Origin of the sequence: Paraburkholderia polaris, from assembly GCF_012927345.1 — a bacterium.
GTDB classification, from domain to species: domain Bacteria; phylum Pseudomonadota; class Gammaproteobacteria; order Burkholderiales; family Burkholderiaceae; genus Paraburkholderia; species Paraburkholderia polaris.
In genome coordinates, this window is record NZ_JABBGJ010000025.1 from 105,096 (window position 1) to 124,188 (window position 19,093).

General features: G+C 61.9%; 19 protein-coding genes. 5 read left to right on the forward strand and 14 right to left on the reverse strand.

The window, feature by feature from the left end; translation table 11 throughout:
* Positions 1–45: 45 nt before the first annotated feature.
* From HHL24_RS23260 to HHL24_RS23315, 12 genes are all read right to left on the reverse strand, one after another.
* The gene (locus HHL24_RS23260) at positions 46–1,362 is read right to left on the reverse strand and encodes a vWA domain-containing protein (RefSeq protein WP_169487717.1); all 1,317 of its coding nucleotides are present in this window, start codon (positions 1,360–1,362) and stop codon (positions 46–48) included.
* A gap of 36 nt (positions 1,363–1,398) precedes the next feature.
* Positions 1,399–1,854 carry a TadE/TadG family type IV pilus assembly protein gene (locus HHL24_RS23265; protein ID WP_169487718.1) on the reverse strand — a complete coding sequence of 152 codons (456 nt, stop codon included), beginning with the start codon at positions 1,852–1,854 and terminating at the stop codon, positions 1,399–1,401.
* A 77-nt stretch (positions 1,855–1,931) separates the two neighbouring features.
* Positions 1,932–2,384 carry a TadE/TadG family type IV pilus assembly protein gene (locus HHL24_RS23270; RefSeq protein WP_169487719.1) on the reverse strand — a complete coding sequence of 151 codons (453 nt, stop codon included), beginning with the start codon at positions 2,382–2,384 and terminating at the stop codon, positions 1,932–1,934.
* Between the two features lie 92 nt (positions 2,385–2,476).
* Positions 2,477–3,448, reverse strand: coding sequence for a type II secretion system F family protein (locus tag HHL24_RS23275; RefSeq protein ID WP_169487720.1), 972 nt, complete (start codon positions 3,446–3,448; stop codon positions 2,477–2,479).
* A gap of 48 nt (positions 3,449–3,496) precedes the next feature.
* Positions 3,497–4,474: a type II secretion system F family protein gene (locus HHL24_RS23280; RefSeq protein ID WP_169487721.1), complete on the reverse strand. Its 978-nt coding sequence runs from the start codon at positions 4,472–4,474 to the stop codon at positions 3,497–3,499.
* Positions 4,475–4,526: 52 nt separating this feature from the next.
* Complete coding sequence (locus HHL24_RS23285) at positions 4,527–5,894, reverse strand: CpaF family protein (protein WP_169487722.1); 1,368 nt, start codon at positions 5,892–5,894, stop codon at positions 4,527–4,529.
* 17 nt (positions 5,895–5,911) lie between these two features.
* Positions 5,912–7,120: an AAA family ATPase gene (locus HHL24_RS23290; RefSeq protein ID WP_169487723.1), complete on the reverse strand. Its 1,209-nt coding sequence runs from the start codon at positions 7,118–7,120 to the stop codon at positions 5,912–5,914.
* Positions 7,121–7,239: 119 nt separating this feature from the next.
* Positions 7,240–7,548: a hypothetical protein gene (locus tag HHL24_RS23295; RefSeq protein ID WP_169487724.1), complete on the reverse strand. Its 309-nt coding sequence runs from the start codon at positions 7,546–7,548 to the stop codon at positions 7,240–7,242.
* A 20-nt stretch (positions 7,549–7,568) separates the two neighbouring features.
* Positions 7,569–9,521, reverse strand: a complete 1,953-nt coding sequence (locus HHL24_RS23300; RefSeq protein WP_169487725.1) for a type II and III secretion system protein family protein — start codon at positions 9,519–9,521, stop codon at positions 7,569–7,571.
* Between the two features lie 102 nt (positions 9,522–9,623).
* Entirely contained in the window at positions 9,624–10,448 is an 825-nt protein-coding gene (gene cpaB, locus HHL24_RS23305; protein WP_169487726.1) for a Flp pilus assembly protein CpaB, read from the reverse strand.
* Positions 10,449–10,566: 118 nt separating this feature from the next.
* Positions 10,567–11,109 carry an A24 family peptidase gene (locus HHL24_RS23310; RefSeq protein ID WP_169487727.1) on the reverse strand — a complete coding sequence of 181 codons (543 nt, stop codon included), beginning with the start codon at positions 11,107–11,109 and terminating at the stop codon, positions 10,567–10,569.
* Positions 11,110–11,303: 194 nt separating this feature from the next.
* Positions 11,304–11,474, reverse strand: coding sequence for a Flp family type IVb pilin (locus HHL24_RS23315; protein ID WP_169487728.1), 171 nt, complete (start codon positions 11,472–11,474; stop codon positions 11,304–11,306).
* A gap of 1,088 nt (positions 11,475–12,562) precedes the next feature.
* Here HHL24_RS23315 and HHL24_RS23320 point away from each other — a divergent pair.
* The 5 genes from HHL24_RS23320 to HHL24_RS23340 all read left to right on the forward strand — a co-directional run bounded on the left by HHL24_RS23320 (position 12,563) and on the right by HHL24_RS23340 (position 17,434).
* Positions 12,563–13,801, forward strand: coding sequence for a glycosyltransferase family 87 protein (locus tag HHL24_RS23320; protein ID WP_230417541.1), 1,239 nt, complete (start codon positions 12,563–12,565; stop codon positions 13,799–13,801).
* Positions 13,798–15,117 (forward strand): glycosyltransferase family 87 protein, encoded by a 1,320-nt coding sequence (locus HHL24_RS23325; RefSeq protein ID WP_169487729.1) that lies wholly within the window; start codon positions 13,798–13,800, stop codon positions 15,115–15,117. Before HHL24_RS23320 ends, HHL24_RS23325 begins: the two co-directional genes overlap by 4 nt.
* Before the next feature lie 66 nt (positions 15,118–15,183).
* The gene (locus HHL24_RS23330; protein ID WP_169487730.1) at positions 15,184–16,245 is read left to right on the forward strand and encodes a glycosyltransferase family 2 protein; all 1,062 of its coding nucleotides are present in this window, start codon (positions 15,184–15,186) and stop codon (positions 16,243–16,245) included.
* Positions 16,246–16,305: 60 nt separating this feature from the next.
* Positions 16,306–17,067: a class I SAM-dependent methyltransferase gene (locus HHL24_RS23335; RefSeq protein ID WP_169487731.1), complete on the forward strand. Its 762-nt coding sequence runs from the start codon at positions 16,306–16,308 to the stop codon at positions 17,065–17,067.
* Positions 17,060–17,434, forward strand: a complete 375-nt coding sequence (locus tag HHL24_RS23340; RefSeq protein ID WP_169487732.1) for a GtrA family protein — start codon at positions 17,060–17,062, stop codon at positions 17,432–17,434. Before HHL24_RS23335 ends, HHL24_RS23340 begins: the two co-directional genes overlap by 8 nt.
* Positions 17,435–17,458: 24 nt before the next feature.
* Here HHL24_RS23340 and HHL24_RS23345 read toward each other — a convergent pair whose 3' ends face one another.
* Together HHL24_RS23345 and HHL24_RS23350 are read right to left on the reverse strand one after the other, a co-directional pair.
* The gene (locus tag HHL24_RS23345) at positions 17,459–18,175 is read right to left on the reverse strand and encodes an OmpA family protein (RefSeq protein WP_169487733.1); all 717 of its coding nucleotides are present in this window, start codon (positions 18,173–18,175) and stop codon (positions 17,459–17,461) included.
* 84 nt (positions 18,176–18,259) lie between these two features.
* A complete protein-coding gene (locus tag HHL24_RS23350; RefSeq protein ID WP_169487734.1) occupies positions 18,260–19,024 on the reverse strand; it encodes a flagellar motor protein in 765 nt (254 codons plus the stop codon).
* Positions 19,025–19,093 lie beyond the last annotated feature (69 nt).

Genomic DNA, 19,093 nt, shown 5'->3' on the forward strand with positions numbered 1-19,093 from the left:
ATCGCGGACGCTGGTGTCGAAGCGGTCTGCTTTTGTCGCAACGCCTTACGATGCACTCATCGGAATCAGCCGCGGCTTCGTCAGGCTGTATGCGATTTGCCCAAAGAGGGTATTCAGGCTGTTGGTTCCACCGGCGGCATTCGCACACGTATCCGAGTAGAAATACGACGAGTTTGTCGCTATCGATTCCATCGTATTGCAGGCAGTGAGTTTGTCATTACCGTCGCCACAACTCGGCGCCGACGCGGCCTCGCCACCCAGATAAGCAACGGTGTAGATCAAGGTGCCCGTGTTGCTCTTGATGGCGGACGCTGCGTTGATGGCCGCCTGACACTCGCTTCCATAGGTACTGCTATAGGTACTGCCGAGCTGGCTCGTCGTGGACGCCGCTATACCGTCGCTCAGCAGGATGATCACATTCTGTCCGGGTGGACTCTCGGTCGCGGCAGTCGCAGCCAGGGAAGTTTGCGCCGCCGTGATCGCCTGCGCGTAGAACGTGCCCAGCCCGCCCGGCGCCGGGAGACCGCCGCAACTGCCGCCACCGAGTGCCTGGACGATACCGGAACTGGTATTCACTTGCTGGTTGCTGCCAAGATAACCCGAGCTCGCGGAAGCGTACTGATAGCTGGCACCTGATGCCGAATAACTGCTGGCAATCGTCGGCGACTTCCCAGAGCACGAAAAACTATAGGTTGACGATGTTTGCGGCGGAAATGCCATCAATCCAACCTTGTCACCGGCGTTGGTCAAGCCGGTCAGCAACTTCATTGCGCCAGCCTCGGCACACTGCAGTCTCGTCTGCGCTACGCCGTTTGAATTCTTGCAGTTACTGTCGGTAGTGGTGCTCATCGATCTTGTGGTGTCGAGGATGATCATTACGTTATAGAGCGCGGGCTCCGCCCCGCCCCCCGCGCCCGCCTCCGAGGTTGCACTGATTTTTTGAGAGTTCATACCGAATACCTTGGCGAAGAAAAGCGGCACAGTCGCTTGCTGCGTCACCTTGATGCCGTTGTATCCGGATGCTGCCTGTTTGTACGGCAATGTGATGCTGGACAAGGTCAAGCCCGTTACGGTGGCGGTCGCGGGGCTGACGCCGCCTGGCATGGTATTGCCTTGCCCTGCCGTGAACGCCTGCGCGTCGCTGGCAGCGGTCGCCCATGGCTTGGTCCACAGATCCACCGCACCGGCCAGTGCCGCCGCATCGGTGGCGCTCTGCAAGCGCCTTTGGCTGAACGCCAGATAGCCGTAATCGACGGCAAGCGCCGCAAACCCCAAAAGGACGACCAGAGAAAGCGCCACCACAACGGAGACAGAACCGCGCTGGCCTGACGGCGCGCCACGAAGCCTAAGGTCTTTTCTCATGATTTCACGCCCTCCCAAACTGTTGAACCGGTCTTCTTATTGCACTCGCTCGACTGCTGTGGCATTGAGCGCAGACGGCATCATCGAATAGAGACCAGACAACGACCCCTTGAACAGGGGCGAAAAGTTGCTGTAGGTAACGGTCACAGCCGCGGTTGCTACGGCCGATGCGCTTGCGGCACTGGTCAGATCCGATGCGCAAGCTGAATCGCTCGTGCAGTTGCCTCCGTTTACGGAAGCCGTGATTGACAGGTTGCCGGTGTTCAGCACCGCTGCCGACGTTTGCACCTGAGTTTGCGTCCCCGTATAGGGAGTCGTCGTGCCACGTTGCGACGCAAAATAGCGTGCGCCCGCCGATGCGGCGTTGGCGACCATCACGTAATTGCTGAGCAACCAGCCGACCTGCGCGAGGCCAAGCGCGATCACGAGAAGCACCGGGACGAGCAGGGCAAACTCAACCGCCGCGATTCCTTTCTGTTTCTTTAGCATCATGGTCGCCTCCCCCCTTATGAAATCGCAGCGGTTGCCAACGAGACCGGTGCGTTGCCGGACATGACATTTGCAGGCATTCATTGCACGAGTTCGGACATGTTCGCGCTCAAACTGGACGGCATGATTGACTTGAGACTGTATAAAGCGCCAATGAAAAGGGGCGTAAACGAATAACCGAGCGACACTCGCGCCTCCATTCCTGCCGCCGGTGCCTGAGTGGAAGTCCCCAGCGCGGTTGCGCAAGTGCTGTCACTGGAACAGGATGTGCCGCCAACGCTCATGGTGATGGTCAGCGCGCTCTTCAATGCCGCCGTCGACGCCAGTATGGCTTGCTGTGTATCCGTATAGGGCGTGGCGTAGCCACGTTCCGATGCAAGCAGGTGAGCGCCCAGCGACGCTGCATTCGTTAGCACAATGTAGTTGTTCATCAGCCAGCCGAATTGCGCGGTGCCGAACAACAATGCAAGCAGGATCGGGAGCACAAGAGCAAACTCCACTGCCGCCACGCCACGCTGATTTTTCCGTTTCATATGCCCTCCCCAATCGTCGATGAACGCGTTAAGACCTCGAGCGCGAGCCGCTTCCTTTAGCGCCTTGGACGGTCCTTGCCAACGCGCCGCCGTCATCCGCCCGAGCCCATCATGGTGGGGAGCAGATCCCGGTAGATATGAATCATGGCCGGCCCCATCAAAACCACGAGGAGCGCCGGAAAGATGCAAAAAATGAGTGGGAACAGCAGTTTGAGCGCGATCTTGGCGGCCTTTTCTTCAGCGCGCATCCGCCGCCGGGTGCGCAGCGTGTCAGAAAGCACCCGCAGCGAAGCACCGACGCTCGTGCCAAAGCGTTCCGCCTGAATCAGCATCGCACTGAACGAATCAATATCTTCCACGCCCGTGCGGAGCGAAAAATTGCGCAGCGCTTTTTCTTTGGAGAAACCTGAACGCATTTCGAGCAGCATCAGTTCAAGCTCGCTCGCCACCACTGGACTACGCATCCTGATCTCATCGCCCACCTTCATGAGCGACGCATCCAGACCCAGCCCCGCCTCGACGCAGACGGTCATCAGATCGAGCGTGTCAGGAAAGTCCTCCACCAGCACGCGCTTGCGCCAGGCAATGCGTTTTGTCAGCACCACATTAGGCAAATAGAACCCGATTGCGCCGAGGATGGTCAGGACCACCAGACGCTCATACGTCGTCACTGCAATGGACGAGCCGACAAGCCAGAGCATCGCCAGCAGCGGTAATGCAATCGCCAATGCAGTCTTGGCGGCGAAATAGATCGGGGCAGCGCCGGACGAACGCCAGCCGGCGTTCATCAGATGCAGGCGCAGCGCGGAATTCTCCCAGCCGTCCTTTGGAACGGACAGTTTCGAAATGGGCTGGGAAATCTCCGCGAGCTTTTCAAACCAGGAGATGTCCGGCAATTCCGCGCTCTTATCCGCCCCGAACGCCATATTCGCGCCACCGGCCTGCTCGATCCGGCGCTGCAGGTCTCGCGGTGCTAAAACATGCATCGCGCCGAATGCGGTGGCGAACACAACGGCGAACACACCGATCAATAACAGAATCTGCGTGGTGTTTAGCGTCTGCATGACCCCTCCCCAATAATGTGTCGCACGCTCTATGGCGAACCGGTGGCGTTAAACCCGGATCTTGACGACGCGCCGCATCCAGAACGCCCCGAACACCATGGACACGAGCACCGTACCGAGCATTTTTATCCCCGCAGGGTCGTGCCACAGGACATCGAGAAAACCAGGATTGCCCAGCATCATCAGTGCCGCCGTGCCGAACGGCAGCAATCCAAGCACCCAGGCGGACATCTTGCCTTCAGCAGAAAGGACGCGAACCTTGTCGAACAGCTTGAATCGCTCGCGAATCAGCGCGGCGATGCCGTCCAGCACCTCTGAGAGGTTGCCGCCGGTTTCGCGCTGAATCACCACGGCAATCACGAAATAGCGCAGATCACGGATCGGCACGCGTGTGGCGAGGTTCGTCAAGGCTTCGCTGATCGAGACGCCGTAGTTGATCTCGTCGAACGTGATGCGGAACTCGCCGCTTATCGGCTCCGAGAACTCAGTGCTCACCATGTCGATCGCGCCGGTAAAGGCATGCCCCGAGCGCAAGGCACGGGCCAGCATGTCGCAGACGTCCGGTAGTTGACGTTCGAGCAGGCGGATGCGCCTGTTGCGCCTGCGTTGCACATACAGGACCGGCAGCATGGCGGAGAGCGCGGCGCCAATTGCAGTGAAGAGCAGCGGCACCGCGAACAAGGTGCCCAGGAGCAGCACGAGTGGCGGCAATGCGGCACACGTTCCAATGAGTCGCGCGACAGTCCATGTCATGCCCGACTGCTGCAGAAACAGATCGATTGCATGCACGCGTGGCACACGCAGCAGGAGCCTCGCGGGCAACGACGAGCCGGCCAGCATGCGAGTCTTGAGAATCGAGAGCCGCTCGCGGCTGACCTGTCCGCCTGCGGACACGGCGCGAATCCGCGAATCGACCCGGCGCGCGACCGGTCCATGCCGGCTGTTCCAGTATTCGTAAGCGCCTTCCATCGCCAGCGCCACGGCGACGAATAAAAGAATGATCGACGCATAAAAAATCGGGGTCATGCGAGTCTCCTGAAACGCCGGGCGATCGGGTTACGCTTTATAGCCATGCACGTCATGTCGTTTCGAAGCGCCGCGCCGGGTCGTAGACCTGGTCCGACGGCGCGACGCCGAATGCCTGCAATCGCTCGGCAAACTTCGGCCGTACCCCGGTCGCACAGAAATGCCCGCGAACGCTTCCCTTCGAATCGACGCCGGAGCGCTTGAAAACGAATATCTCCTGCATGTTGATCATGTCGCCTTCCATGCCGGTCAACTCCGAAATGCTGATGATCTTGCGGCGGCCATCGGTCAGTCTCGTGGCCTGCACGACCACCGAGATCGCCGAGGCAATCTGCTGACGCATGGTTTTGGTCGGCAACGAAAGCCCACCGAGGTTGATCATGTTTTCAAGGCGCGTCAGCGCATCGCGTGGGGTGTTGGCATGTATCGTGGACAGCGAGCCCTCGTGCCCGGTGTTCATCGCGTTGAGCATATCGAGTGCCTCAGCCCCGCGGACCTCGCCGAGAATGATGCGATCGGGACGCATCCGCAGCGCATTGCGCACCAGCGTGCGCTGCGTAATCTCACCGCGTCCTTCGATGTTCGGCGAACGCGTCTCCAGCCTCAGCACATGCTCCTGGCGCAGTTGCAACTCGGCGGCGTCTTCGATCGTGACAATGCGTTCGTCGCCGGGAATGAAACCCGACAGGACGTTCAGCAGCGTGGTCTTGCCGCTGCCCGTGCCGCCCGACACCAGAATGTTCACCTTGGCGCGCGCTAATGCATCGAGCACTTCCGCCATTGGCGGCGTCAGGCTTTGCAGTTCGACGAGGTCGGACACCTGCAGCGGGTTGGCGGCGAAACGCCGTATCGACAGCAGCGGGCCGTCGACGGCGCACGGCCGGATGATCGCGTTGACGCGCGAGCCGTCCGGAAGGCGCGCATCGACCATCGGGCTCGATTCATCGATATGCCGCCCGACGCCGGAGACGATTTTCTCGATCACCTTCATCAGATGCGCGTCGTCATAGAACGTCACGTCAGTGGCTTCGAGACGCCCTCTGCGCTCGACGTATGTATGGCGGTACGTATTCACCAGAATGTCGGATACGGTAGGGTCGCGCAACAGCACCTCCAGCGGTCCGAACCCGAACATCTCGTCATGCACGTCGACGACGAGCTGCCTGCGCTCGAGATCGTTCGCCGGTGCTTTCTGATCCTCGAGGATGCGCCCGATGAGCGCGGCGATTTCCTGCCGAACCTGCTCAGGGGGCAAGCGCGAGAGGCGTTCCAGTTCGACGCGTTCGAGCACGGCCTGATGAACCTCGCGCTTCAGTTTCTGATACGCGGCGCGCATCATGCCACCCTGCTGACCCGCCTGGTCCGAAGACTCGCCCAAGGGCTGGATGCGTTGCGCGGAAATCTGCTCACGAAGCGACATGATGGTCCCCTTTGGCCTTACATCATTTCAAGTTTTGGCGCTGCGTGGCGGCCGAGCAGCCTTGAGAACACGGACGTGCGTCCGGCACGTCCCCGGCCCGGCGTCGACGCGCCGCTTACGATGTTTTCGGCGAGTGTTTGCAGGCTGCGCGACACACCGCTGTTTCGCGCGGTCTGCGAGATCGGCAGACCCTGGTTCATGGCGTCGGACACGACGACCGGGTCCTCCGGAATCACCTGCCAGGCTTGCATGCCCAGCACCTGCTCGAGCGCCGCGCGGGCGCGTTCGGCGTGACGCGTGTAACGGTTCAGCAGCAGCCGCATCTGGTCGGACGCATAACCGAGCGAGCCGAGAATTTCCTGCAGCCTGCGGGCCGCCCGCACATGCGGCATGCTCGCTTGCAGCACGATATGGATCTGGTCGCTGCTGTCGAGCGCCAGCATCGACAGTTGATTGATGGTCTGTCCGAGATCGAAGAGCACGAAGTCGTAGCGCGGCACGGCAACGCCCAGAATCCATTCGAGGCGGTCTTCCTTCAATTCTGCCGCCTTGATCGGATCGCCCGCACCGGCCAGGATGTGAAAGTTGTCGCTGACGTGCACGAGGCTCGCGTCGAAGAATGCGACATCCATGCGCTCGATCTGCGAGCAGATCTGCGGCAACGTCGATGGCGGAGTCTCGTCGGACACGAGGAATGCCGCATCGGCAAACTGCTGGTTGAGGTCGATCAGCAAGACCCGCTTTTGTGAGAGGCGCGCAATCGCGTGCGCGACGTTGCAGGCGATAAAGCTGGTTCCCGCGCCGCCCTTGCAGGACATGAAGGATAGGATCTGGGTATCGCGCGCGTTACCCGGCACACACTTGGCCTGCGCGCGCCGCAGCGCTTCGCCTAGCGAGCGCGGCTCGATCGGCCAGCTGAGTACATCGCGAAAGCCCGCGCGCATCGCAGCGATCAACGTCTGCGACGACGTATCGGGAATCACCAGGATGCACGTGAGCCGCGCGTGTGCGTGGTGGAGATTTTCGATGATGGAGAGTTCGACGTCATTGAGGGACGCAGCGTCGACGATCAGAACATCGAATGCATCGAGACTATCCCCCCGTTCGCAGAGCCGCGACGGCTTGCCGGTCGCCCGGGTGGTCCGGCAACCGCCACATTCGCCGATCAGCCGCACGATCTGCGCGAGCCGCGTGCCGTCTTCAGAGAGAGCCAGGACATTGATCATGATGTTCTCAACTGGACAAACGAAGATAACTGGCGAACGTTGCCGTTAGCCGGAAGTGCACGCCCAGCGAGTTCATCAAGCTGGGCGCGAGGCATGACGGTCGCCCGCATGCATGGCGTTCACTGACCATTGGACCCGCCGCCATTGCCAATGCCGATCACGAAAGCATTCGGGGTGGTTACTGGCGCCTGGAACGATTTGTCGTATGCGTCCTGTGCCGCCACCGCCGCCTTGCCGTCGACGCCCGGTGTCGACGGCGTATGCTCGGCCGCATGCGGATCGATGATCTGCATCTGGCTGGCCGTGCGCGCCGCTTCACCGAAATGCGTGTCCCACGTGGGCGTGCTCGTCATGCAACCGCCAAGCGCCGCGCCCAGTGTCAGCGTGAGCGCCGCACGACCCGTCAAAACAAGATGTTCGATTTTCATGAGAGTCCCCTGACCACGCATCAATGTTCTTCTGCCGGATTGGCCGCGCCCACTTTGGCGACCATCTGCTGGCTAGCCGTTGCGGCACGCTTCGCCGCGTCGGGAGCCACCCCGGCAATCCCCCCTGTATCCGCCTCGGCGCCCGTAGTGGACGATGTCGCGGCGCCTGGCAGTGGCGTCGCCACCGGTGCCGCGGTACGTTCGGGCGGACCGGTCACGACCGGCACTGGCCGGTCGGCCTGCGTATCGCGCGGCGGCAACGCAGCCGGCGTGCTCGTCCCTGCTGCCGGTGCGGGTGCTGGTACGGGAATGGGTGCCGGTGCCGGTGCCGGTACCTGTGTCTGCGGTGCTGCGGCCGGAGCGGCGGATTGAGGCCGGCGGCCTTCCATGTTGCCGGTCGCATAGACGGCCGCGTCCGAGGTCGGGTTGAAACTGTCGGTCGGCAGCGGATAGTCGTTGCTCGGCAAAGGCTTGACTAGATGCACGGTGATGATGAAAACCAGTTCCGTGCGATCCTGCTGGAACGACGTGCTGCGGAACAGCGCGCCCAGCACCGGCACCTCGCCGAGACCAGGCAGTGCCTTGAGCGACCCCGTGATGTTGTTCTGGATCAGCCCGCCAATGGCAAAGCTCTCGCCGTCGTTCATCTGCACCGTGGTCGAGGCGCGGCGTGTCGTGATAAGCGGCAGAATCGCCGATCCGCTGACCCCTGTCGCGGTTACCGTCACCCCCGTTGGCGACAGCTCGGACACTTCAGGCGCCACCTTCAGGTTGATCCGGCTGCCCGCCAGCACGGTCGGCGTGAACTTGAGGCCCACACCGAACTCCTCTTCCTGCAGCGTGATCGTCGAGCCGCCGGTACCGTTGCTTTGCGGCACGGGAATGAAGACCTTGCCGCCGGCGAGGAATGAGGCCTCCTGCCCGCTGAGGGTCACGAGGTTAGGCTCCGCGAGAATCTTGCCGAGGCTGTCGGTCTTCTGGGCGTCGATCGCTACATTGAAAGGCAGGTTGTTCGCCTTGCTGACGGCAATGCCATTGCCCACACCGGCGAGCAGGCTGCTCACTAGCGCGCCCGTCCATGAACCGAAACCGCCCTGGATGTTCACCGCCGCGCCGAGCTGGTTGAGCAAGGTCTTCGAGACCTCGGCGACCTTGACTTCGAGCATCACCTGCTGGGGCGCATCCAGCGTCATCATGTTGATCACTTCGGAAGCCTTACTGACGCTCGAGCTTTGCTGGCTCAGGCTGGAACCGCTGTTAGCGAAGTTCGCCGTGCTCGCCTGCTGCTGCTGGGTGGGTTGCGCGCCCGCATAGGCGTTCGCGATCTCCATCGCCTGCTGGGCTGCTGGCGCACTTGACACGCGGCCCGCCAGCACGAAGTTGCCGGCGGCGCTCGACACCCTGATACCGCGCTCGGCGGGCAACAATTGCTGCAGGGTTCGCTGCAGCCCGTCCGCGTCGATATTCACGATTACGTCGATGATCTGGCATTGGCCGCTGCGTCCCTGGACGATCATGTTGGTCGTGCCAACCGTCATGCCGACGAGGTAAAGCGTGCGCGGCGACACCAGCGTCGCTTGCGCAATGGTCGGGTTGCCGAGGGTGCGGTTGCGCGCCGGTTCGGCGAGCGGCACGAGGACCGACTTGCCTACCGCAACGGCGACACTCGATTCATCACGAATCTCCCCGCTGCAGTTAGGCCCGCTCAACGGCACGGCGCCGACCGATTTCCCGCTAGCTCCCGGAGCGGACGGCATCGGCGCCATGCTGATCATCATCGGTACCGGCCCTTGGCCCACCGGCAACGCCGGGTTCACGCCGCCTTTGCCGGGCGCGGACATACCGTTGATCTGTTGCGCGACGCCGTTCTGCGCGACGACCATTCCGGCGCACAGCGCCACCGCGAGTACCGTGCCGTTCAGCGAGCGGCGACGCGCGTGCCTGCCCGATGAGATCCCCAGTTCTGTTTTCATGTCTTTATGCCCCCGTTGCTCGATGCGTGTAACCCGAGACTTTGGTTCTTGCCTTCGTTGTGCCGGTCACGGTGCCTTATTAAAAGGCCCACCATGGCCGACCTAGAAACATTCGACGCTGCCCGTCACGCCCGACAGCACGCCGACACAGTCGCGCTTCGGGGCCGGGCGAGCCGTATAGCGCGCCCGCACCGGATGGACCGGCTCGGCCACCGGCGCCGATGCCGGCACGTCGAGCAAGGTGAGTTTGGTCGCGCCGTCCGTCGTGGGTGTCTGCTTGTCGACCTGGTTACGCAGAACCAGCGACAGCGTGCCGACGCTGCGTGCAAGGTCGAGCTTCTCGGCCTGCTCGGGCGTCACTTCGAGCGTGACCGCGTTGACCACTTTCGGCGCCGTGTCGTCGCGGCTCACCTGCTGGGCCACCGCGAGGACGAGGATCTGTTCGAGCACGATCTTCGAGATGCTCTGTTGCGCGTCGGCCTTAGCGGCTTGCTGCGTATTCACGATCACATCGACGTAGTTACCCGGCAACGCAAAGCCGGCGACGCCGACCACGTCATTCACGCGCACCGTAATTGCCCGGTGGCCTGAGCCGATCACCGCCGACAGGCCGCCTTTCGTGCCGATCGGCGCAAGCTTCGATTCGAGCACCGGCTCGCCCGGCGCAAGACTCGTCAGCACCACGCGCCCTTCAAGCGCCTTCTCGTCCGTGAAGGCACCGGGCGGCACGCTCCCTGTCGGCCAGTTGATCGTGTGAACCAGGCCAGGCGTCAGCGGCTCGCCGAGATTGATGACGCCGGCGGCCACGGTCACCGGCGTGACGGCACTCGACGACGTCTGCACCAGCCATCGCGAGGCCAGAACCACGGCAGCGAGACCCGCCAGCATGGCAAACGCAAGCATGACTAAAGCGCGACTGTTTTTCATGGCAACACTCCTGCATGGTTCGTAACAACGTCCGGATTGACCGGATGCCCGCTTCCGATACTGCCGCCCAAGGTGGCTCTTGCTGATCGCAAGCCACCCGCTCGTCCTGATTGCACGGCTAGAAAGTTGCCGCGAACAACACACCCAGCGTTCCGGCCGCCATCGCGACGCCGTAAGGAATCGCCCCGACCGACCCAGGGGAAACGATGCTGCTCGCGGAAGCCTGCGGCGACACCAGGCGCCACGAACCCACGATCTGCCGCAGATTGGCGATCAGTTGCCGGAAGCGGCCGCGGCTCACCGCCAGCCCTAGTGACCAGACCCCGCCGATCAGAAAGGTGGCGAGCGCTATGCGGAAAGTTACGGCGGGGCCGACAAAGGCACCGATGGTCAGCAATAGCTTGACGTCGCCGGCGGCCATGCCGCGCAGCAGATAGAACGGCAACAGCAGCGCGAAGCCACACGCGGCGCCCGCCAGCCACTCGAGGCCGCCGTTCAGCGGTCCGCGTAACCAGATCTGCACGCAGAGCGCCGCGACGAGGCCGATCGCGATGACGCGATTCGGGATCCGGCGCGCGGCGATGTCCGTGCTGGCCGCCACGATGACCAGCACGATCACGCACAGGGGCACGGGTTGCGGCGGCAGGGGTGGCACTGTCATGAGAGGCCTCGCTCCGTCAAACTGATTGTTCACGCCATGGCGGTAGCAATACGGTCCGCTACACGCCGAATAGAGTTCGCTGGTCGGGCAGCCCGGCGCGATATGCGCGCCCGACCGCAAACCAGCCCGATGCCAGAAACACCTGAAGATCGACGGACGAACCGGGAGCCCACGTTCGTCCGCCGGCGGGTGCCCTAGACCGATCCCGCGATATCGCTGAAAACCAGTTTGAGGTTCGAACCAAGCGTGGTAACCGACCCGATGATGACAAGGGCGATCAGCGCGGCGAGAAGACCATATTCGATGGCCGATACGCCGTCTTCGTCGCGAACAAAACGTGCTGCTTGGGCGATAAAATTCTTCATGACAGACTCCTTCGCATATCTAAATAAAAACCCTTAACCATGATTGGTTTGAGGGGACGTACTACCGGCACTACAAGAAAACTGGCGATATGAAACTACGTCCGCCGGACGTCCGCCTGGCTACGGGTGCTGACCCGCAGTGGCGCAACCTTCAGCAACGTGGGGTGAGAAAAGCTCGGTGAGCAAAGCAGCGTGGCCGCTCGTTCGATTCGGGGCCGCAACCACCGGGCAAGCAGATGCACGCCGGCGATGAGCCATTGCTGGCGCGTGAGCGTCCGGTCCGCGCCGCAGCTGTGACGGTCATGTCGTCTCTTCGACTGGTTTTTCATGTTTCCCCCGTATTCCACAACTCGTTCTCGGCGTCCGGTCGAAACCGGCGCCCGCTAGTCAGTCGACGACCACCCTGTGTCTTGCCCTCATTCGCGCTGCCAGTTGAGCTCCGCAGCATCGAACTGGGCGGGACAACCCCGAGGGTTGCTTGCGCGGCGATTCTTCTCGGTCTGGCTACTGCTTCGAATCGTCCGGTCTTCACGTCGTCGAGTTCCGCACTCTCTCCATAGCAAGGGTAGGGCCAGCTACACGAAAAGGCAGGAAATATAATGCTCCCGGCCTGATGGCTTGCGCCGGAGATCCCACGCTCGTGCACGGAACGTCTCGCGTCCGCGACAGTTTTCAGCGTCAGCGAAAACCGGCGAAATGGTCGCAAAACCCCGCTGGCCGTGGCTTTGAGAAATTTACCCAGGACATACCCTGATTTAGCACTAGCATCGATTTCCGCGAAAACGGGCACATCTCGCGAGGGGTGGCCGCACAAACTGTCGCAGCCGTGAGACCCGTACGTGCGCTTGCCCACATAAGCGGGGCCGTTTTCAGCTCAAAGAGCGGCCTTTGATATCTCTCGCGCTTCACGCAGGAAAACGCCATCTTGCAAGTCGATTAATTTTCTTCCAACAATGAGGTGACCGGTAATGCACGAACGAGATTCTTCATGCGACGTTATGGATCATCGCTTAGGAATCTGAATCAATAAATCAGAATGACTGGATGGTCCACTGGATCACATCCGGATAACAGAGAAGGCGGGGATCATGCAAGTTTCACAGCCTGGCGCTCGTGGCGGCGAAAATCGTATTCACAGTTTGCTCACCCCTGAACGCGTGGTCGTGTACAGCGCTGCGATGCTGGTGCTGTACGTCCTGTTTCTGGCGATCTGGGCGCGGGCGAGCAACGGGTTCACTGCGATGGATTTCTCGAGACCGGGTATCGACTTTTCGGTTTTCTGGTCTGCCTCGTATGCGATGCAGCACGGCCCGGCATGGCAGGTCTATGACTACACCTACTTCGAGAAGATCGAAACGGCGCTGTTCCAGTTTCCACATGGCAGTTTCCTACCGTGGCTGTATCCGCCGACCTTCCTCGTGCTCGTCAAGCCACTCGTCCTGATGCCACCCGTTGTCGCCTATTTTGTGTTTGTCGGTATCAGCGCGCTACTGTTCGTCTTCGCCACGCTTCGCCTGTCCCGAATCGCTTCCAGCATGGGCACTTCCCCTCGTGGCTGGCTACTTGTCGCAGCCTGTCCGTGCGTATTCGTGCCAGCCCTCTTCGGGCAAAATTCGCTCTTGACCGCTGCGCTCGCAGCGCTCGCTGTCCACTGGATCGCTCGCCATCCGGCTCGCGCCGGACTGTGTGTTGGCTTGCTGGCGATCAAACCGCAAATGGCGCTGTTGTTTCCGTTCGTGTTGATCGCAGCGCGCGCATGGCGCGCTTTTGGCGTCGCCGCACTGAGCGCGTCGCTGTTCGGCGCGCTCAGCGTACTGATCTGTGGCGCGCAGTCGCTGCACCGGTTCGTGGTCGTCACCACGCTCGCACGCGAACTCATGCTCGAACACGGTCGCCACTACTGGCTCGCCTCGCCCACCACGTTTGCGGTTCTGCGCGAAGGCGGTGCGCCGCTCGCCGCAGCCTATGCGGCACAAGCATGCGTGGCACTGCTCGCCATGGCCGCGGCCTGTTACATCTGGAAGTCCACACGCGACGCCCGCCTGCGCGGCGCGGCGCTAACCGTCGCCACCTTGCTCGCGAATCCTTACGTGTGGCACTACGAGCTGGCATGGCTCGGTATCACCATCTCCTGTCTCATGGCGATCGGGCTCGATACGGGCTGGCGGCGCAGTGAACAGGTGGTGCTGGTGCTGGCCTGGCTGCTGCCGGTCTATGAGTTCTTCAACCGCCTGTTCACATTGCCGCAGATCGGACCGGTCGTCCTGCTCCTGATGCTGCTGCTCATCCTGCGCCGTGCGCGAATCTCCCAAGAGGTGGCGTCATGAATCTGAAGCCATCGCACAAGGTGTCAGGCCGTCGGGCGGAGCCGGCCGGATTGCCGGAGGTGAACGCAGCACCTCGCGCGCACTGGCTCGACAGCAGACGCCTGTCGCTCTATTCGATCGCAGCCCTCGCCGCCTATGCCGTCTTCCTCACGGTCTACCTGTACCGTGTGGTGTGGCAGCAGCGCGCCGATTTTCCACCCCTGGCGATGGACTTCCTGCCGTTCTGGAGCGCGTCGTTCCTTGTGCAGCACGGCCACGCTGTCGACGCCTACAACCTCAAGGCGCTGACGGACGTCGAGATGGCAGCTGCGCCGTATTTCCGCACGATGGGCAGCATTCTGCCGTGGCTATACCCGCCCAACTCGCTGCTGATCATGTCGCCGCTTGCCCTGCTGCCGTTTCAGGCCGCCGCCGTGACCTTCATTGCCGGCACGTTTGCGCTGTTCGCCAAAGCGATTCACTCGATCGTGCCACGCTGGCAGACGGTCCTCGTCACGCTCGCCTTCCCCGGCGTCGCGCTGGTTGCGCTGATGGGACAAAACGGCATGCTGACCGCGGCGCTTGCAGCGTCTGGACTGCTTGCGCTGCGCCGCCGGCCAGTCGTCGCAGGAATATGTTTTGGATTGCTATGCATGAAGCCGCATCTCGTGCTGCTATTCCCGTTTGCTTTGCTCTGCTCCCGCTCATGGCGCGCACTGCTGGCGTTCACGCTAACGGCCGTATCGACTCTCGCGCTGGCGGCCCTGTTGTTCGGCCCCGGTACGTTCGCCGCGTTCCTCCACAACGCCGGCATGGCAGCCGGTTTTGTCGAATCGGGACGCGCCGTCATGGCCCGCGTGCCGACCGCCTTCGCTCTCGCGAAACTGGCGCATGCACCATCGGCGTTCGCCTACGCGGCTCAAGCAATCAGTGCAGCGCTGGCGGCTGCCGCTGTCTGGTATGCGTGGCATAGCGGGTGCGCCTACGCGCTGCGCGCCGCGACCCTGGTCTGCGCCAGCCTGCTCGTCAGTCCGTACCTGTATGACTACGACCTCGCCTGGTACGGCGTGCTCATCGCCTGGTATTGCAGCTACGGCATGGGCCACGGATGGCAACGCGGGGAACGCGAATGGTTGGTCGTGTTGTGGCTCGCACCGCTGGCGGGGATGGTGCTTATCACCCGTCTGCAGTTCCAGTTTCTGCCGCTTCTCACCGTGACGACCCTCGGCATGCTGGTGCGGCGCGTCGCACTCGAACGCAATGGGAGGCGCGCTGCAGGACGCGACGCTACGCCGCGGGCACCGGTAATTGAATGCGGCGTGAGGCTGTCGCCATAGAGACATTGCGATGCCAACGCATTGCATCGCATCACATACGAACAGGATAAAAAACGGGGAAATGCCATGTCAGCTCATATCAACACGCCATTGATTTCGCTTGTCGTGCCGTTCTACAACGAGTATCAGGCAGTCGACCGGTTCTTCGCCACCGTCGTGCCGGTACTCGAATCGATCGAAGGCACGCGCTTTGAAATCGTCTGCGTCAACGACGGCAGTAACGACGGGACCCTCGACAAGCTGGTCGCCGCCAGCATCGAGGACCGACGCATCCGGGTCATCGACCTGACCCGCAACTTCGGCAAGGAAGCAGCCCTGACGGCCGGGATCGACGAGGCGGTCGGCGACGCCGTGATCCCGATCGATGCGGACCTGCAGGATCCGCCAAGCCTGATTCACGTGATGGTGGAACACTGGCGCGCAGGCGCCGAGGTCGTGGCAGCGAAACGAAGCAACCGGGCCTGCGATACCTTCGCCAAACGCACCGCGGCAGCGCTCTATTACCGCGTGCACAACGCCCTCTCCGAGATCAAGCTGCCCGAAAACGTCGGCGACTTTCGCCTGATCGACCGTCAGGTCGTCAATGCCCTGCGCAGCCTGCCTGAACGCCGGCGCTTCATGAAAGGCCTGTTTGCCTGGGTCGGTTATCGGACCGTCATCGTCGAATACGAGCGCGAGCCGCGCAGCGCCGGACACTCGAAGTTCTCCGGCTGGAAGCTGTGGAATTTCGCGCTTGAGGGCATCACGAGCTTCAGCACCGTACCCCTGCGAGCCTGGACCTACATCGGCCTGTCGATTGCCACACTGGCATTTTTTTACGGTGGCTTTATCGTTTGCCGCACGCTGTGGTCGGGCAATCCCGTTCCCGGCTACGCATCCACGATTTCCCTGATGCTGTTCCTGGGCGGGATCGAACTGATCGGTATCGGCGTGGTGGGTGAATACGTCGGCCGCATTTACTACGAGTCGAAAAAGCGCCCGGTTTATCTCGTGCGGCGCCGCTATCAGGCAAAGAGCAAAGTCTCAGTGCTGCACCGCGAGCGCTATCAGCCACGCACGGTCCATGCGCCGCGCCCCGAGGTCGTCCGCAGGCGCGTTGCGCCGAGCGTGCGGATCGTTGGTCAATGAGCCGCTTGATCAGCCGCTTGATCAGCCGCTTAATGAGCCGCTTAGCGCAAGGAGCCTGCGATGTCCCCTGATGCCTATCTGGAAATGGCCGCAACCGAAGCAGAACACTGGTGGTTCCGCGGCCGGCGCAATGTGTTGCAGACCATACTGCGTGGACTGGCCCTGCCGCCAGGAGCGCGCGTGCTCGAAGTGGGTTCCGGCACGGGGGGCAACCTCGACATGCTGGCCGAATTCGGCACCGTGAGCGGCCTTGAGATGGACAGCACGGCGCGCGCGTTGTGCTCGCAAAAAACCAACGACCGCTTCAACGTCCGCGCGGGACGCTGTCCGGACGACGTGCCCTTCGGCATTGAACGCAGCGAACGCTTCGACCTGATCTGCTTCTTCGATTGTCTCGAACATATCGCCGACGATGTCGGCTCGCTGGCCCGCATGCAATCGTTGCTGGCGCCAGGCGGCGTGATCGTCGTGACAGTGCCGGCCTGCCAGAGTCTGTGGAGCGCGCACGACGTGTTTCTGCGGCATTACCGCCGCTACAGCCGCGCTTCGCTAACGCAATGTATCGCCGCTGCCGGTTATGAAGTCGAGCGCGTGACGTATTTCAACACGCTGCTATTCCCTCTGGCCGTGGCCGCGCGTTGGTTCGACCGTCTTTTCGGGCGCAGCAACTCGACCGGCGACGCCGTTCCGGCTCACCCGCTCAACGCTGCGCTCTATCACCTGTTCAGTGCCGAGCGCCACTGGCTTGCGCATGGCTCGCTGCCCTATGGGGTGTCCTTGCTTGCCATCCTGCGCCAGCCGCGGGAGGACGCCGGTGAATAGGGCCGAGCGGATCAAGGTGTTGCGCTTCGGCGTGTCCGGACTGCTTGCGACCGGCTTGCACGCCGCCGTCGCGATGACGCTGATCATGCGCGCCGGTACCCAACCAGCTTTGGCGAACGCGCTCGCCTTCGCGTGTTCGACGGGAATCTCCTATCTCATGAATACCTTCTGGAGTTTTTCGTCTTTTCCCGCTCTGGCGAATGTCTGGCGCTTCGCGACAGTTTCTCTCGGCGGCCTGACGCTGACTGCGCTAGTGGCTCATGCCACGGAACTCGCGGGCGGCGGTCCGGGATTGGGCATCGCAATGGTGGTCTGCGTCGTACCCCCTGTTACGTTCATCGCGCATCGGTGGTGGACGTATCGGTGAAACTGTCTTTATGCTGCTCGCGATTCAATATTCCACAAGAATGGTAACGCGGCGATTCGCGGCTCGCGCTGCCGCATCGTCACCGATGATCAGCGGGAAATTGTCCGCCCTGCCGATCGCGGCCATCCTGTGAGGTTCGACTCCCTTATCGGCAAAGAATCGAACTACAGCACCGGCCCGTGCCGACGACAGCTCCCAGTTGGATTCGTACTTCGCGGTCGATATCGGCACACTGTCGGTGTGTCCTTCGACGAGGATATTGTTTTTCGAACGGTCGCGCAGTACCCCGGCAATCTGATCCAACACCCCGAAAGATTCCGGCAACAAACGCGCGTCGCCCGAGTTGAAAAGCACTTTCGCGTTGATGGCGATTTCCACGCCCTGTGAGGCATTCGAAATCGTAATCTGCCGGTTGTCCTGAAGCGGCGCCAGTAAAGAAAGAAGCTGCCGCCTCGCGGCATCGGGCGCGCCAGGCACGGCGACAGTCGCGTGAGCGCTGCCGGCGGCCGCCTCCGTTTTCACCTCGCGGCGCTCGAGCATCTTTATTTCGAGTTCCCGGTTTTTCGCCAACTCCAACGCGTAGAGCGCAAGGAACAACACCATCAGCGTGGTGATGAGGTCCGCATAGGAAATCAGCCAACGCCCGGACTGCGCCTCGCCGTCGCCGTCGCCCTCGTCGTAGTAGTGCTGAGAGCCGGTTTTGTCTGCCGCAAGGCGCTTGTTACCCGAAGAGGTGCTCATGCTCGAAACGTCTGTTTCCGAATTGCGTTTGAATGGGCGCCTGGCGCGCCGGCGCCAACCGATCGAGGTTGGCTTCGAAGTTGATTAGCCCAGCAACTCAGCCGATCTTTCCCGGATATCGCCCGCCAGCCGGGTTTCGATCGTGTGGGGCGACTCCTTGCGCGAAATCGCAAGCAACCCATCGAGATATAAACGTCTGAAGCGCAATTCGCTATCCACCTGCGCCCTGATCTTGCCGTACAACGGCAAAAAGACCAGATTCGCCAACGCGAGACCGTACAGCGTTGCCACAAACGCGACAGCAATACCTTGCCCAAGTTGCGCCGGCTCGAGCATATGGCCGGTGACCTGAATCAGGCCGAGCACCGCCCCCAGGATGCCGAACGTCGGCGCATAGCCACCCGCCTGCTGCCAGATCCGCGCGGCCGCCATGTGATTGCGTTCATAGGCGTCCAGTTCTCGTTGCAAGGCGTCTTCGAGCACGGCAGTCGACACGCCATTGGCCAGCAGCTCCAGCCCGCGTTTGGCAAACGGATTGATGCCTCCCGCCTCGATCGACTCGAACACGAGCATGCCGTTCAGCTTCGCCTGATCGCCCCACTCGAGCAGGACCGACAAGCTCTCCCGGTCGACCTGCCGCGCCTTCACAAAGGCGAGTCGCAGTTGCTTCAGGCCGTCATAAAACCTGGCCCACGTGTTCTGGATCATCACCGCGCCGAACGTGCCGCCCAATACGATGACGAATGCCTCCAGCTGAAACAGCGAGGTGAAGTGACCACCCTCGAGCGAAAATCCGGCCACAATGGCCGTTACGCCAAACAGGGCGCCAAATAGCGTCAAAAGATCCATACATCCTCTCGAACGGCCGCCGCAATCATCGGACCGGACCTGAAAGCGGCCCGTTGTCCGACCACCCGG